Here is a 16,808-nt window from a genome sequence, read left to right on the forward strand (position 1 = left end):
ATTATCTCGATGTAAACAACTGCTTGGTATTAATCGCGTCTAAGATAACGTAAGCCTCTAGGCTTTCTAATAACGTTCGTTGCGCAGTTGTGTATGATTCTTGGTATTGAACATATAAGTACTCAACTCGGCCTACCTCTATTGCTTTTGAAACCAGACCAATTTCATTTAAACGTTCAATTACACCTTTCGTTACTTCTGTCGATTCGTATTTACCTACGAATATTAGCGCTTGGTTGCTTTTCGTTTGCGCAATGACGGCATTATCACTTTGGCGAACTAATTGGCCATCTAGGTTATCTAAGCCAGGCAAACAATAAGCCTGTACGTAACGCTTGCCTAATAAAGATTCGTCGTAAACACACAATCGTTTATTAGATACCAGCTTAAATGCTTCATTTCGTCGGAAGTTCACGCGGAACACACCATCATCGGATAGTTGCTCAACGCTATTACAGCTTTCTCCAATACAACGAGCATTAGAAATCGCATTGCCGTTCATATCGTTCAAGATAAATACTTGACTTGCCAACGGGATGGCCCGGTTATCTAACTCGTAGAACGATCCTGGCGTGGCGAAAAACTCGCTATTCGTTTCAGTCGTTTCTACATTCCCACTTTCTACATCTAACTCAAACGCAAAGTCGCTGTATTGTTGCAGAGGCATCACGGATTTAGTGCCAACTTTTACTGTTTCTTCTCGCCAAAAACTACCATCTTTATAGGCTGCATATCGTAACGCAGCATCATCACTTTCTGCTGCCTCTTCGATGTCCCACTTTGGCGCCAAGCCAACAAACGCTACGTCGTGCTCGGTTGTTAGCGCGATACCTTTATGTGTCACAATTTGGGTTCCAGAGAGACTACCTGAAAGCGAATAGCCTCCTTGGGTATCAACGTATCCGTACGAATCGTAATTGACGCTTTCATTCGTACCGTTGATAGCACCGTTTATTTCACCTACGGTTTCGCTGTCTGCATAAGAACGAACGGTCGCATTTGCACTGCCGAACCAACCATCTCCAACACGGTTATAACCGACACTAGCGCGACTATATGCATACCCGTCATTATCTGCAGAGACAGAAAAGTCTGTCGAAACATTATTACCAAAGCGTCTTCGCCAACTAATACTGGTATTCATCGTATCGTGTACGTCTGTTTTCGAATACGTAGCATTTAAGCTTAGGTCACCGCCAAGTACGCTTTTACTCCAGTTTAATGAAATATTATCGCTTTCTGAGTCGTATATTTCTGATTTGGTTTGGTGGTAGAAGTAGTTAAAGAAAGCATGGCCTCCAAACAACTCCCCTGCCACCCCTGCACTGTATTCGGTGGTATCTGAACCGTCATACAATACTGATGTTAAATCGTCTATCTCATTTAAATCGTTGTGTTTTACACTACGCGCACTGAAAGAAAACGGTGCGACGTTAAGTTGTCCAAATTGATATAAATCACCGTTAGTAAAAGTACCAATCGTGTATTCAAGGTTCGCTCGTTCATTGATAGACCAATTCGCGCCAATCAACATTTGGTTATTGGTTCCATTACTTACACCACCAAAGCCTACCAATAGATTCTCCATTGGGCGGTGTGTAGCAAGACCACGGATATACGCCATCGATTCTGGTGACTCGCTATCGCTACCCTCTACTACAAACTGTTCGCTTTCTTCAGCGTCTAAAAGCCCGACATCAAGTCGATAATCCCAATCACCGACCTTAAGTGAAAAATCAGCGTTGTTTACAACCTGGCGCTGCTCTTCCAAGACGATCTTGTCACCTTGCTTAACTACCAGACTGACTGTGTACGTGCCTGTCGGAAGCTCATCGTAACCCACGGATACTTCGCCCGCTTCCACAACGCGGCTTACGAGCAATCTATTGCCTTGGTAAATTTCTAGCTGACCACTCTGCGAGGTATAGAAATGCAACCGTTGATGCGCCCTAACACTGCCTTTCAACAAATTATTGCTACTCCCTAGCGTCGCAGAGACACCAGAAAAGTCAGCACCATAGCCAAGAAAATCTGTACTATTCAAAGCAATTACGTTCTGGTCTTGATAACCAATCACCGCTCGAAAATCGTCCATCTCATAGTTATATAAGGCTTGGAATACATCGAACGTTTGGTCATTTTCATCATGTCGATATTGCGAGTTAAATGACAAGTAGCCGACCGGGAGCCCTAGCAATGCTTCATTTGTCCAAGCCAGACTATTAAAATTGTCGCTACCATAAACATACAGGTTCGACCAGTTTATCAAAGCACCATATTGTGTAACCGGAGAATGATATTCTTCTTCAGCAGTGTTAAATTCATTAAACATCTCGGAAGATGCAAAAATGCGCAGTGTTTTGTTATCAAAATCAAAGATAAATTCCGTCTGACCAGGGATATCCTCTGGAACACAACTCATTAAAGCAACCTTACAGCCCGGGTTTGCAGGTACGCCTTGTAGTAATTTTTGCGTCACCTTACTTATAGCGTCTTCGCTTACATTTTGACCTGCAAGATAATCTTCCAAAGCACCGCGTGATTTCGTTGTATCTTGGAGATAAAAAGTATCGTAACTTACGTTTGCGAGTAATTCTTCAGTTCGGTTAGAGCCGACAAGGACAACTTCAACATTCTCTTGACGTTGCTCAAAAAAATCAGCAAAGTCCAATGGATAGTCACTCGCCTTAATAGCGTGGGAAAACAACAATGAACTAAAAATTACTAATGATAAATGACGTAGTTTCATAATGTGATCAGTTCTACTTGTACGCCAATCTGTCCATCACATGGCACACTATTAACCCTTTGTTCAACTCTAGGAAACTTCACATTTAAAAGGTGTGAGTCTCGGATTCCGGTGAATTGCAAACCACTCTCTGGCCAGTCTTGATTGTTCAGCTTGTATTCTAGTTTTATCTTTTCATCTCTATCTTCAAAGGTACAAACTGCGGACGCCATCACTGGTGATAAGCGATAGTCAACCGTATTGCCTTTAACGGATACCACTTCAAATTGAATATTCAATGGTGAAAATGATTGATCAAAAAGCGAGTACGATACTTCAAACATCGATTGAGGAGCATAAATTTCTATTGCGTTATATGTGTTGTCCTCGATAACAACGCTTGGAGTAAATACATGCACAACAGCTGCTGATAACTCGTTGCTAAATACAAGAATCCCTAGCAGTAGCCCCTGTAAAGCTTTATATTTCATTGAACCTCCAAAATGAATAAAGGGGCTTTTACACCCCTTACAACTTATTAATTCACAAATTGCTTTGAAAATTAAAGTGCTGTATCCGTTGTTAAGGCTAGAGATGCTTGTACTGCCCAAATGTCGTTCGCAGACGCCATGTCGAATGTTGAACCTGGTGTTGCTGGAGCAAGAGAAATCGTCGCAACTTGGTTTGCTGCAAAATTAAGCGGAGTGCTGGTAGATAGCGCCGTAGTACCTGACGTCACCGCGAAGTAACCGTGGTCACCACCTGCTGATACAAGACCACCCTTACCAGCCTTAATACTGCCAAGTGTTGCTTTGTAAGGAACACCTTCTTTATCTAGTGCAGGGTTAAATGCGCCATCTGCAAGCTCTGCATCACGAACCACTTTAAAACCGAACGTGCTTGCAGAGGTCAGAACAACTTCACCCGCTTTGTTGTCGAAGACCATTACGCCGTCGGTTGCAGACAGTACAGAACCGCCGTCCGCTGATACAATCCAGTAGCCTGGGCGCGCTTCTGAAGGAGCAGGAACGGTACCAACCCATTGGAAAATCGCTTGACCTACTTCTTCTGTTGCTGCTAGAACTGTGTTTGCCATACCTAGGGATGCAACTGCTGCAACTGCTAGTACTGTTTTTTTCATCATTTTCTTCTCGTGTTATTTTGTTTTTACCCTAACCGAGACTGACAACCTTCTGTCGAATCAGTGGGCATTACGCTAATTACTTAAATAGTCCCGAACACCGTCGGAACGTTGGTGAGAATTATGCGCCCTCAAACACGCAAGCGGTAGCAGATAAATTCCCACAAACCATTAAAAATCAACAACTTAAAATCAGCACCCAGTAGGAAAATACCGACAAACGATCAAAAAGCACTCACCCCCCTCCTAAAGATCATGCGCAACCAGTTTTGCAATTAAAATTTAGGTAATGCAGGAACAGCCGGCAACGTAAACAAAAAACGACCAATAAAAGATGAAAAATCCGACGCTTAGCCATTGAATCTAAGAAAAAGCCAATAGATTTTGTTTAAGGAGAGAGCGCGCGTTCATAAAACCGCAACAAGTTGGCATAACTCGAGAAGTACTGCTAACAAACTAACATAACTTAAAATGAAGTGTTGATGCTTCGTCATAGTGGCTAAATTAAAGTAAGTGATGATGAGGTTTCGAAATAATTAGCGGGGATTTACTCAACACAGTCAGACGTTCAGTGATTTAACTCTTGTAATCTTACGCTTATATGAAAATCTCAACCGCATAGCCTAAATAAGCCGATTCATAGGGTCTGACAAAAGAGAGGAGGAATACACATAACTCTTAGCTAAGGGCCGTTACAGTCCGTTACAAATAAAGGATTATTAGCAACTACACAAGTAGAGTTATTAGTCTAAAATTGGAGGTAGGAAAATTCACACAAAGAGTGGCCACCATGAAATTTGCATCTATATTACTGCTTTTCCTCAGTGCTATATCGTCTCATGCTACTGCCGAAGTAATCAAACTTAACTGGTATGGGGTTGTTCCTCCACCAACTTCCGTTTTAGACAGTCCTACTTATTTTGATAATGTTGATGTCGCGAGAGTCTCTCAATATTCTGAATTGCACCCGCAAATGAGTGTCGAAATTAACACACAAAATTCAAAAAACGTCAAACTCCATAAGTTAGTGGTAAAACTGTGACGTATTTCGTTTAGACTAGCCCAACACGGAAGAAAGTCTGTTGGGCTACCCTGATTTGTAACGTTACAACGTATCATTTACCGTAGATGAACGACACTCTCCAATCTAGGCTAAATTGATTGAATGCCTGTGACAACAAATCTTTACTATGAATGAAGCGTTGCTAGGTAGACGAGTTTAATACTTTGACTAACTCAACGGTTGATTTAATGCCTAACTTAGTCAGTATTCTTGTCTTATAAGTGCTAACTGTTTTTTGATTAATTCCTAACTCATAGGAAATATACTTGTTAGTGAAGCCTGCAACCAAGAGCTTCGCAACATCTAACTCTCGCTTAGACAGTTGTGCATAATGCTGGCTATCATCAACATATTCAGTTTTATTCCCGCCAACAGCAACCAAGACTGATTGGATCGTATCATACAACGATTTAGATTTATTAATTCTTAACACATTGTCTAAGCCTTCAGCAGATGAATCTAAGCTACTAGACTCAAGTAGGAAGATCTTAACGTCTGGATACATTGGCAAGTGCTGACTGACATTAAATTGACCCGATTGAAAGGCTTCTGAGTGGGTAATAATGTTATTGATAGGCAAATCCCTCAAATAAATGACCATCTCAGACTCACTCTCTACAGAAACAATATGCCCTAACGCTTCCTCTTTAAGCAGTAACTTCAAGGTTGCGCTTGATTCCTGTGTTCTTGTGTCCAAAAATAAAGTGTAGCTTTCACTGATGCTAGGGACGACTTTTGAGCTAAACAAATCATCCAAGTCTTTGATTTCAGACAACAACATCGGTTTGCCTGTGTAATACCCCTGGCAAACATCAATACCTAACTCTCTTAAAAACTCCCAAGTAGCTTGATCTTCTACACCTTCAGCGACACAAGTGAGTCCAAGCCCCTGAGCAAGTTGTAAAGCCATAGACGCTAATTGTTGTCTTCTATAATCATTCGCAATGCCGTGAATAAAGTTGCGATCAATTTTTAACTCAGTAAACGGTAAATCAATCAGTTGATCTAACGATGCGTAACCAGTGCCAAAGTCATCAATGGCCAACTCGACATCGTTCAATCTTAATCGAGCTAAGTTCGCATAAAACGCGGGGGTTCCATCGCATGTTTGATCTTCTGTTAACTCTAATGTCAACTTATTTGCCATAAACCCGTTCTTCTGACATGTGACAAGCGTGTAATTACACACATCTTGCTCTTCAAGTAACTGGCGATTAATGTTTACAGATAATCGAAGCTCGGTACTTATCGACGCAATTTCCTCTGTAGAAATGTCCAAGACTTTATTGTAAAGCTTGTCTAGCATTCCAAGATCTTCAACTTGAGTTAAAAACCTATCCGGTGCGACTACGCCATATTGTTCATGAGTTATTCTGGCTAAGGCCTCAACGCCAATAAGCTGACCAGTGCGGAAGTCAAATTGAGGTTGATAGTGAACGATGACACGATCTTTCTCGAATGCCTCTGCGATATCTATATTACTTAATGTTGGCAGCTCTGCTTCTCTTATTTCTTCAGCCGTGAAATTATTAAAGCTATCCACGATGTTTGATAACTGATTTATATCAAAAGGCTTTTTGAGCACATCTACAAAATCAAATTTATTTAGATTACACATACCTCGTGTGATTTCTAGGATGTTATCGTCGACAGCACTCATAATGATCACCCCTTTTGCTTCATTAGGAGTGACATATTCAGATAGCAATGTAATGCCATCCATTTGAGGCATTCGAATGTCACAGAAGATCAGATCAAATCGGGTTCGGCCTAAATTTTTATGCGCGCTTATCCCGTTATCAACAACCGTTACATCGGTATAACCAAGTTGCGCTAACTGTAGCTTTAAACCTGTAGATTGAATTCTATCGTCTTCGATTATCATTATGTTCATGAGTTAATTACCCTTAAGAATTCATGTGCATCACGTATCGCCATTTCAAGATGTTCAATTAACAACCTCTTTAAGGTGACATCTCCTGGCTTCATCTCCAATTCACACGCAATATCCGCTAATTTTTCAAGCTGTAACACGCCAGCAGAGCCTTTCACTCTATGCGCCACCAGTTTTACATCTGCATCTTCCAAGCACAGTTCTTCCAACGAATTTGAAAATGACTCATGGACCACTTCGGCCATTTCGGCTCTTTGGCTGCTTGGGAACCCTCCGATCCAACTCTCTTTTTCTACATCCGTTTGAACGGGGTTATCAGCGAGAGAAAGATGGTCACTAAGAACAAAGTGTAAGTCAGACAGATCATACGGTTTATATATCAACTCATTTATACCGCTCGCTCTTGCCCTATCCTCGATCCCTATAGAGTTATCTGCTGTACAGGCAATAATAGGGACCGCATCATATTCAGGAAATTCCGTTCTTATAATCTGACTCAACTCAAAACCATTAAGCTCTGGCATGTGACAATCTGTAATAATCACATCAAACGGATCACTATCCCTTAACATTTCTAATGCACTGACACCATTTTCGGACAATGTCGAGCGAATACCGAATTCTGCCAACTGTTTTTCTAGTAAGAAACGATTTATAGGATCATCTTCAATGACTAAAATATGACCAGATAGCTTTTCATATGTGCTTGATACATCGTCGTCAAGATAAGTTTTACTTAACTGGCTTCTTTGAAGAACAAAGTCTGGGTACACATTACCGCCCACAATACGCTTATTTTTAATCAACGTACTTTTGACACCAAACTCATTAAGCCATTGAGCCACAACCGGATCATCAATCTTCAATTCAGCGTCTATTTGGTTATAGTTAATCTCTAAAGGCTCTGCGCTTATCGGGATCGTTATCGTGACGATTGTTCCAAGACTCAACTGGCTACTCACCTCAATATCGCCATCCATTAGCCCAACTAACTGAGATACGATCGACATCCCAAGCCCTGTACCACCAAATCGACGTGCAATATTATCTTCTGCTTGAGTAAATGGGTCGAACATTCTGTCAACCTGCTGCTTAGTCATACCTATACCTGTATCTCTTACAGAGATACTCAAAAACGTATGGGTAATATCAATGTCTACTGAGATAAACCCTTTTTCTGTAAACTTAATGGCATTCGACAAAATGTTTGACACAATCTGATTGACACGAAACACGTCGAGTTTTGCGTTCAGTAGTTTCGTTGGCGTCCAGTTGAGCACAAAGCCGATATCCTTAACTTGTGCGCTTGCTTCGAAGCCACGCAACATTGGGGACAACTCATCAGCTAAGTTACAATACTCCTCTTGAATATTAAGCTGTTTAGCACCCAGTTTCGAATAGTCTAAAATATCCCCGACTAGAATTTTGAGTCTTTTTGCGGAACTTTCTGCATTTGAAAGTAGGGTTTTATTTTCTTCTTTCACCAAGTTGTTAGATAAGATCTCCATCAAGCCCATCATCGCAGAGATAGGTGTTCTCAATTCATGGCTTACCACTGCTAAAAACTGCTTTTGAGATTCAATAGATTTCGTTGCTATATTATTTAACTCGATTAAATCCGCTTCATTTTTTTTCATGTCGGTAACATCATTAATCGCCACAAGATAATTCATACTATTATCCTGACTGTTGTGAATCGGCGTATTAATAATGTGAAAGTATCCTACCGAACTTGGGCCAAGTTCTACATAATGCGTCTCTGAAAAATTACTCTTAAAGCTTCTACCAAACGAGTCGAACAATATTTCGATAAAATCTTTATCTGTTTCTGAATGAACCGTTGATAGCATCGACTTAAAGGTAGAATTTGAAAGCAGGACATCGCCCTTACTATCCAAAATACAAATCATACTAGGGATCGCATCGATAAGATCCGTTAACCACTGGTTTTTAAACTCTGTGTATTCTACACGCCTATCCGACGCTGTCATTCTAGCGCGCATTTTTACCATCAGACTGTAGGTAAACAGAGCGGCAATAATAACGAACAATAAGGTTAATAAGGCGGTAGTGAAAACCTTACTTTTCTCAATGCCCCAGTTATATTCCATTTTATGATAAGGCAACCATAGGTTTTCGATTTCTCGCTTCGTCAAACCGTTTAGAACACTGTCCATCGTATCTCTTAAATCTTGGTTTGTTGCATTCACAGCCATCGATAGTTGAACATCAACTTGGGGTAAAGTTGGTTTTGGTATTATATTAAAACCTTCATCCTCCCCACTAATAAGCAAACTATCAAGTAAGTCAACATTAATATAAGCGTTAGATATTTTACCGCTTCTAATATCTTTCAATATCGAATCAATTTCTGTGTACTTTATCATTCCATTTGTTGTCGCAATATTAATACGATCTAAAATGCCGACTACTTTTCCATCGTTGTCCCATTTTTTGCTTTCCAGATATGAAAACTCTAACGTTGTATACGGAACCGTTCTCAAGAAACCTCTGTCTCTTGATAAAGAAGAGTTCGAGGCAGGGAGGATGTCGACAACACCCTCTCTAAGCATATCTTCTATATTTCGCCCGTTGGGTTCAACATACTCGAAAACAAGTGATGTTCTGGAGCTAATCAGCGACAATAAATCGTTAACATACCCATCGTATTTTTTTGCATTTTCATTCCAAAAATAAATAGGGAATGCGTTTTCATCAACAGTAAACCGAATAACTTTAGCTTCACTATCAGTATCGTTATTCCCTGACATATATTCAAATGGCTTGATATTGTAACGTTCTGATAAACTATTTAACTCCGGATCCGCAACCAAAAGCGTTTTATCTAGGATATCCTTTAATAAGGCATTTTTTTTTGCTTAGCGCGATACTGGCATCAAAACTACCAAAACGGCGATCGACTGCTACTTGACCAAAATAAAATGCATTTGATCCAAGGTAAAAACGTAAACTCGGGTAAACATCAAGCAACGCATCAACTTTTCCAGACTCTAGTAGTTGATAGAACTCTTTTGGCTGATCAACTACTGTGATATCTGTATAATTCAGACCATCTAATATTTTACAAGCTGTTGACTTCTCGACACAGGCCCAGTGCAAATGGCTAAAATCCTTCGGTTCTAACTCTGTGTTAGCAATCCACCCTGCATAATAATATTTAAACACAGGTTGAGTGAATGCCATCGTTTTGGCTCTTTTAGCACTTTTAACAAAACCTATACCAATATCAACCTCACCGGCTTCAATCGCAGTGAATGCTTCGTCTATCGAGCCATAGTTTATATAGGTAAACTGCACGCCGAGTTTATTTTCAAATACTTTCACAATATCATGAATATAGCCTTTGGGAGCTTCTGGTGTACCGCCCCAAAAAGGTAGACGAGTGACAGTTCCAATCACCGCAACGCTGATAGCTCGCTTTTCTGCAAGATACTTGGACTCTTGTGCAGTCAAAAAGTCAGCTGTTTGTGCCGCATAAGACATAGACGCCATACAAAGCAGCAATACCGTTAATGTCAATCTCTTCATTTACGTGTTCTTTTATAAGTTTGAGCGGCAATTGTAACAATTCACTGAATTGACACAAACCGAAAGCATGGAAAAAACCACTTTAAGTTATTGTTTTTTAAGGAATTAAACTAATTAGCCAGTGTAAAAACAAATGACAACCGCTGACATATCATGATACCGACCATTGATAACCTTGCGTTGTTCAAGAATCTCTCCCCCCCCTCCACAAGTGACGCCAAGGTTCAGGGTCCTGTGTGCTATTGCTGAGCTAAGCATCTTGAGATTACTTGGGTATATTTGCCTTCAAATCTGCCAAATTCTAAGCTGTGCGAAAAAGCTCCAGATAACATCCAGAGCTTTCGGTTATTCAACTTACCATTACGCAACAATCATTTTGTTGGAGCGATCACTTTGATATTTAAAAGCAATTCCCCGTTATCTTTTTTCAGTGTTGCCCCTACGGTTTTTTCCGTTTCTCCAGGTGATAACAGGTTTGCCTTTGCTTTAGCCCTAAACGATGATGCTCCTCTAAGATCCGTCCAATCACTCCATGGGTTTGAAGTTACACTTAGGTCAGTTGTCACGCTGAAGCTTTTATCCGGAATACCATTACCTTCATTGTCCACCATACGAAAATCGACTTCTATTTCGTCGCTATCATTCGCTATCACATAGCAAGGATCGCGCACGCCCTCTGTTCCTCGGCACGTATAGGTATCAGAAAATTGCAATTCCTTCCACTTACCCACGATGGCTTGAAGCCGAGATTCAACCGTGATTTCAGGGTTGTCTCTATCCGTGACTTTTATAGTAAACAGGCCTCCTTTTGTCGACCGCGCATATACAGCGAATTGGCGTTCGTTAATAGGAACAGTTCTTAAGGTCATCTCTGACTCACTTATCTCGTCACTTACAAGGGAAATATCGTACTCGCTCTCTTCCGCTTTTTTCGTGACCACCGAAATCTGAGCTTCGCTATAGACTGTAAACGTCACCCCAGTCGTCTGCACCATTAACTCTTGGAACTCGAGGCAGGTGAGATAAAGCGCCTCATCTTCAGTGCTTTTATCTCTGAGAATACCTGTATTTAAATCATAGGCCTGTATTCTCGACTTGTCTTCAGAATACGCCATGAATGGCGTTGACTTTGGCCACTTGCTGATGTCTAGCTCTCCTGCTGAAGTCGCTCGATAGACTTGATCTAGTTCATAGGCAAACGGTATCCGTCCTTTTGCGGCACAAATTGTCTCTGCCGAATCTGCATTCAAATAAGCCGATAGTGTCGTGGATTTATTACTATCCCACAAAGCTTCGGCATTCGTTACTTGGCTCGCATCACTGTAAAGCAATGGCGCAGCGAGCCGTTTAGTCGTATTTGTGTGCGAATTATAATAGTCTACATAGTTCCAATCCGGTGTTTGCTCATTCGCAGCTACCGTAATATACATACTTGCAGACAATATATTATTGTATTGATCCTGTACAACATAACTAACACTGTGTTTACCCGGCTGAGTTGCGATAAATGTGAAACTTTTATTTATAACTGAATCTTTGTCTGCAGAGGCCACCGTTGCGGTATTTGAATAAACGTATGCTAGTTGCCACTGTGAGTCAATATCAATAGTTAAGTCAGATAATGTCTCTAGATTGATGGTTAGTTGTTGCTGTGTTTTTGCAGTAAATACAGTGTCCAGGTTATATGATATTGGAGATATATCTGCATATGTCTTTTCTATGCCTTTCCCGACGACGATCAACCCTGTCAATGGTTTATCTTCTGATTCCTTGTTTGCTAGCACGTAGCGTAACGTTATCATCTCGTTAACTTGGCCATAACTCAGCTCAATACCATGTTGTGACCAAGGTATTGCACTATGTTCATTCGATGGTGAAACTCGAGTAACCGCTTTCAATTCATAGCCTTGAGGCCACTGCTCACCAAGAACTGATTTTACATCAATAACATTTTGGTCCAACATTTCCGCTTGCTTCAACAGCACGAATTGCGGTTCTAGGATTGGTTTATCAGCCAGACTCGAAAAACTCGTCAATGACGTCTGAGTTTGCTCATTATTTTCACTATTGCCTACACTGATGCTATGGGTGCAAAACTCCGCCGCGTTGCTGTACAGTTCGGCTGTGTTTATATCATCATGAGATTGTGATGCGTAGCAATGTTCATTTTCACTGCTTATACTATCAATGGTGATGCCTTTGCCGACATAATGTTGACGAATATTAAATTCATTAATTTCATTTGGCTTAGTTATAATAACCAGTTCTGGGGCAATAACCCGTGGAGACTCTGTAATTGAATCCGAACCTGAAGTAATCGTGTTGCTAGCTTCTTCATGCCCACATGCTGAAATACCGATAACGATCAGCGGCATTAGACACTTAACCACATTCAATTTCGTCTTCTGCACGTTAATTTTTTTTTCTTAAGATCATTGCTTACCTCTAACGCAAGAAATGCAGGTAACATTTATAGATTTTATTAGGTCATATATTTTGCTATTCATATATGCCTTATTTTAAATTACGCCGCCTATATATACCGAGATGTATGTCATTACTATCTCGGTATTACACGTAAATATTCTGATTCTGCTTTTATTTAGCGTTAATTTTTGTGTAGATCGGTAACGAAACCAAACGAGCACCACGTCCATTAGTCAGATCGATAGCAACACGGATTATTCCTTCTTTGCCTTGCGCGCTACTATTGGCTGTCGCAGTGACATAAAAGGAATTCGAATCAATTACCTCTTTGTTGAAAGTAATATCTTGATCAGTAAATTCATCTGAGATCACTGAAAAGAGTGCTTCGCCATTAGCATCGGATGTAATAACGCGTACCAACTTTTGATTCTGCTTCCCACTGTAACCATCAACCAATGTATCGAGTAGTGATTCCTCATAGGTCAAACAAGCAACATAAAGCAGCGTATCTGTCGTTGTCACTCGGTTACCTGTACTCCCCTCAACGGCTATCGTCTCTAGCGTGCTTGGGTTAGTAGCCCAGTAATATTTCGCCTTCGGCCACTTATTTGGATCACCTTGTGCTTCACCATTATTAAATTTTACAATCTTATCACGAAACTCATAGTCGTACGGCAATCTTCCATACTTACTGCAATAGTTGACCCCCGCTTTGCGTGAATAAGTCGCGAGTGTATTCCTCTTAGCCGAATCCCAGTACGGTGTGACGGCTCCATTTATTGCTGCAACACTATAGAGGTTTGGTGACAACCATTTGATATTGTCACCATACTGTCGGTACGTAACATCGGTCCAATCGCGCGCACGCTCTGGCATAACAACATCCACGATAACCTGCCCTAGTGCATACGCCCCATACGAATCCTTTATAGAATAAAGGATCTGGTGCTGACCAATCGAAGTACTTGGTGCCAGTTGGACTTTGAGGGCTTTCGGTTCTCCACTATTAAACCAGACACCAAGCGACGCGGACCTAACAGAATCCAACGACCAACTGCCTTCTGTCGCAATGGTTAAGTTTTCCAACCTAGTCAAATCAAGGGAGACCACTTTTATGGCATTTGGGTCTATTTCTAACACTGAATTATGTCGATATACGTTGGGCGTGATACTTGGCGCCAAATGAGCACTTTGCGAAACCGTTATATATAGATAGCCTAGCATCACGTTGTTCACATTACTGCTATCAACCAACGTATAAACAACCGTTATTACGCCCGGTTTTGAGCTTGGTGTGACCACAATAGCATCACCTTCAACCGTTGCTATTGCTCCTCCATCGGTTGGGCCAGTAACGGTAACATCAGCATCAAGCTCGAAACCAGAAAGCCACTCGTCACCTAATTTTTCGCGCATGTTATAGGTTTTTTCAACGTCCCCAACCACCGACGTGTCACTAATTGCGGACAAAATTGGCGCTTCAATATCACTTGAAAACACGTCTAGTTGCATGGTCGCTCGTGTATTATCACTTTGCTGAGTCGTTATTACTTGGTAACGACATAGTGAGCCTGCCGAAAAGTCACCAATTAATATTGCATCTGTGTGCATGAGTTCCGGGCAGTCAGCGCTATTGTGCTCATCGCGCACAACCGAATTAATTCGTGAGTCTGCAGCTTTGAGCTCTTTGGCGAAATTGAGTTCCGTGTTCGCCTCTGCAGGTACAACCTTAAAGGCCTGACGTGGCATCTCTATTACGTTGTTATCTGTGGGTGCATTGTTTTCACTGCCGCTACCACCTCCACAGCCTACGAAAGTGAGCGATGCACAAAGCAAACAGAACAATGGTGACTTTTTCAATGTTGTTAATCTCAGGGTATTGAACGAACAACTTAAAGCTAACGAGTCAATAGCTCAAAGAAACAGCGCAACAGGTACGAACACCTACCCAAACGCCTTGCGTTCTCGGTTAAAAGTTGCGCAATAATGCCTATCCTACACCAAATACACAAATACGAATTTTCCTACAGGGGGTAAGAAGATTTTCGGGTCAAAAGAGCTGTTAAGAAGAGAGGTAACGAGGGAGGCAAGAAGCCTCCCGACGTGTACCGTAACGATCACTTAGTTATAGTAGATGTTAGCTACATCTTTTAGTTGGGAGTCATTTGTTTTAACTATAGTTGTGCTTCAAATACTAGAGTAAACAAACCCCGATACTCCCCCGCTTTTAACTCAGATAGAGGAACACCATCAAATCCGACAGCTAGATTGATTCGACGCTGCTTAGTATCGCTTCCCACCGATACATTTAACCTGTTATTCGCATTATCTATTTGGGCGATTCCTTTTGGATCGATGATATTTTTGTATCCCCCTTCACATCCTTGTTGACACGCAACGAAAAAAGGGATGTCGCGCAGCCCTGATTGAGGTGTTTCTGATACATATTTCATTGAATAGTAGGGTTCACCTATTAGGGTATTTTTCAACCCCAACTTTAACCCGCCAGAGAAATCCCCCGTCAGCGTAACATTGACATTGGTTTGACCGCCGACCTTAACATCGGGGTGATCATAATAGCGTGCAGGGATTACTGGTTGTCGATCAACGGTCACTGACGTAACTTGCGCGGGTTTATAATCAATAATGATGCGCGTGGTAAACGTGAAGATATTACGCTTTCTCATCCCATCGCTTGTATAGTAGTCGTAGGGGACAGTCGAGTTAATCCTCCCACTATACGTCCCTCTGGGCGCGTTTTCATTTGAAAACGCGGCGAAGATTGCGCTCGCATCCAACCCTTTAAACACCGGCCTAGAATGTGTAAACGGGGATTTCTCTTCGCCAAAGGTCAACCTTGTATCACTTAGTCCACTTCCTATAACGGTGACTTTTTTACCTGAAATGGTCGTGTTTGCTACGGAACTCGCTATATCGCTTTCTTGCGTATTCGCAGCACCCTGCAACATATACTCCATTCCGATAAATGTAATGGGAACACTTATTTGTACCCCTGCCCCATTACCCAAAAACACTGGTATTTCGTGCCCAGAGGCTTGTGCTGTTCCAAGAACCACTTTTTTCGCGGGGGGAATATTGCCGTGAATATCCCAAATACTTGGGACAAGCTGGTCGCCGTGTTGCTCTGCCGAGATCCCTGAGGCCCCATCAGCACGGAGTCTTATTTTTACCTCTGCCGAAAACGCAACGATTGGCGAGCATAAGAAAACAATGCATAACCAAGTAAGTAGTAACTTCATACTCGTCCTATTTTTCGCTGACCGCTTCATTGTTTGACAAATCGAAATCTTGCTTAAAATCACCGTTGTGTGTTCGAACTTCTATTCGCAACTTATCCGCTGCTTTCATTTGCTCGGTTAAATCAACAGAGAGTTTTCTGTCCTTTAATACATAAACGACCTTATAACAAGAGTCTCGCTCTTCCCCAACTGCGGTGACAGGGCATGTATCCATTAGTACGTTAATGTAGCTGCCACCGTTATTGACGATATTCACTTTGCCAGACTTATAGCTCATATCAAAATCCAGCGGTTGGTCTTTTTTTGCTGGCACGATAAGTAATGGTGCAAACCCTATTGCCACTTGAACAGCTTGCCCCGGCTGCTCTCCTTCAGGAAAATATGGCGTAGGGGCAAATGTTAACTGATACACTTTGTCGTAATCTTCATTTAATGTCGGTGACGTGTACGTTGCCTTAAATGACTTGCGCATTTTATTATCGATAACCGCTCGGGGAGGTTGTACTTGTAAACTCCACTTTTCGATGTTCTCTCTAGTATAAGGCGTATAAGTCAACTCCCCATTTTTTACATCGACATCCGCAACCAGTACGTTAACGTATTGGCGATAACCATCATTATTGGTAATAGTAAATACAGCTTCACCATCTTGTGCAAATTTGATCATTTGGTCGATACCAATTGCCTGAGCTGGTATTGCGGTTGCAGCTAAGGTTAATGAAATTGCGCACAACGTTTTTTTCATA

The 16,808-nt window shown here is 41.4% G+C and carries 11 protein-coding genes; 1 reads left to right on the forward strand and 10 read right to left on the reverse strand.

Going from position 1 to position 16,808, the window contains the following annotated elements:
* Nucleotide 1: 1 nt before the first annotated feature.
* From KHO06_RS10705 to KHO06_RS10715, 3 genes are all read right to left on the reverse strand, one after another.
* Nucleotides 2-2,671: a TcfC E-set like domain-containing protein gene (locus tag KHO06_RS10705; RefSeq protein ID WP_244858354.1), complete on the reverse strand. Its 2,670-nt coding sequence runs from the start codon at nucleotides 2,669-2,671 to the stop codon at nucleotides 2-4.
* Between the two features lie 74 nt (nucleotides 2,672-2,745).
* Entirely contained in the window at nucleotides 2,746-3,219 is a 474-nt protein-coding gene (locus tag KHO06_RS10710; RefSeq protein ID WP_047479159.1) for a hypothetical protein, read from the reverse strand.
* A gap of 71 nt (nucleotides 3,220-3,290) precedes the next feature.
* A complete protein-coding gene (locus tag KHO06_RS10715) occupies nucleotides 3,291-3,872 on the reverse strand; it encodes a hypothetical protein (protein WP_052127666.1) in 582 nt (193 codons plus the stop codon).
* Between the two features lie 787 nt (nucleotides 3,873-4,659).
* Here KHO06_RS10715 and KHO06_RS10720 point away from each other — a divergent pair.
* Nucleotides 4,660-4,911: a hypothetical protein gene (locus tag KHO06_RS10720; protein ID WP_047479157.1), complete on the forward strand. Its 252-nt coding sequence runs from the start codon at nucleotides 4,660-4,662 to the stop codon at nucleotides 4,909-4,911.
* A 163-nt stretch (nucleotides 4,912-5,074) separates the two neighbouring features.
* On the opposite strand, the gene KHO06_RS10725 is transcribed toward KHO06_RS10720, so the two are convergent.
* The 7 genes from KHO06_RS10725 to KHO06_RS10755 all read right to left on the reverse strand — a co-directional run bounded on the left by KHO06_RS10725 (nucleotide 5,075) and on the right by KHO06_RS10755 (nucleotide 16,807).
* On the reverse strand, nucleotides 5,075-6,826 hold the full coding sequence (locus KHO06_RS10725; RefSeq protein ID WP_047479155.1) for an EAL domain-containing protein: 1,752 nt from the start codon (nucleotides 6,824-6,826) through the stop codon (nucleotides 5,075-5,077).
* Entirely contained in the window at nucleotides 6,823-9,660 is a 2,838-nt protein-coding gene (locus KHO06_RS10730; protein WP_212581552.1) for an ATP-binding protein, read from the reverse strand. The genes KHO06_RS10725 and KHO06_RS10730 overlap by 4 nt, the downstream gene beginning before the upstream one ends.
* Nucleotides 9,661-9,667: 7 nt before the next feature.
* Complete coding sequence (locus tag KHO06_RS10735; protein ID WP_212581553.1) at nucleotides 9,668-10,375, reverse strand: transporter substrate-binding domain-containing protein; 708 nt, start codon at nucleotides 10,373-10,375, stop codon at nucleotides 9,668-9,670.
* 371 nt (nucleotides 10,376-10,746) lie between these two features.
* The gene (locus KHO06_RS10740; RefSeq protein ID WP_212581554.1) at nucleotides 10,747-12,750 is read right to left on the reverse strand and encodes a hypothetical protein; all 2,004 of its coding nucleotides are present in this window, start codon (nucleotides 12,748-12,750) and stop codon (nucleotides 10,747-10,749) included.
* A 223-nt stretch (nucleotides 12,751-12,973) separates the two neighbouring features.
* Nucleotides 12,974-14,662, reverse strand: a complete 1,689-nt coding sequence (locus tag KHO06_RS10745; protein ID WP_212581555.1) for a hypothetical protein — start codon at nucleotides 14,660-14,662, stop codon at nucleotides 12,974-12,976.
* A 314-nt stretch (nucleotides 14,663-14,976) separates the two neighbouring features.
* Nucleotides 14,977-16,062, reverse strand: a complete 1,086-nt coding sequence (locus KHO06_RS10750) for a hypothetical protein (RefSeq protein ID WP_212581556.1) — start codon at nucleotides 16,060-16,062, stop codon at nucleotides 14,977-14,979.
* Nucleotides 16,063-16,069: 7 nt separating this feature from the next.
* On the reverse strand, nucleotides 16,070-16,807 hold the full coding sequence (locus tag KHO06_RS10755) for a hypothetical protein (protein ID WP_047479142.1): 738 nt from the start codon (nucleotides 16,805-16,807) through the stop codon (nucleotides 16,070-16,072).
* Between the last annotated feature and the right edge of the window lies 1 nt (nucleotide 16,808).

This window comes from Vibrio sp. B1FIG11, from assembly GCF_905175335.1.
Classification (GTDB): domain Bacteria; phylum Pseudomonadota; class Gammaproteobacteria; order Enterobacterales; family Vibrionaceae; genus Vibrio; species Vibrio campbellii.

Bases quoted from the DNA above. Each gene is read 5' to 3' on its own strand.
- KHO06_RS10755 (WP_047479142.1), bottom strand. From the start codon at position 16,807: ATGAAAAAAACGTTGTGCGCAATTTCATTAACCTTAGCTGCAACCGCA.
- KHO06_RS10720 (WP_047479157.1), top strand. From the start codon at position 4,660: ATGAAATTTGCATCTATATTACTGCTTTTCCTCAGTGCTATATCGTCT.
- KHO06_RS10735 (WP_212581553.1), bottom strand. From the start codon at position 10,375: ATGAAGAGATTGACATTAACGGTATTGCTGCTTTGTATGGCGTCTATG.
- KHO06_RS10750 (WP_212581556.1), bottom strand. From the start codon at position 16,062: ATGAAGTTACTACTTACTTGGTTATGCATTGTTTTCTTATGCTCGCCA.
- KHO06_RS10710 (WP_047479159.1), bottom strand. From the start codon at position 3,219: ATGAAATATAAAGCTTTACAGGGGCTACTGCTAGGGATTCTTGTATTT.
- KHO06_RS10725 (WP_047479155.1), bottom strand. From the start codon at position 6,826: ATGAACATAATGATAATCGAAGACGATAGAATTCAATCTACAGGTTTA.
- KHO06_RS10715 (WP_052127666.1), bottom strand. From the start codon at position 3,872: ATGATGAAAAAAACAGTACTAGCAGTTGCAGCAGTTGCATCCCTAGGT.
- KHO06_RS10740 (WP_212581554.1), bottom strand. From the start codon at position 12,750: ATGCCGCTGATCGTTATCGGTATTTCAGCATGTGGGCATGAAGAAGCT.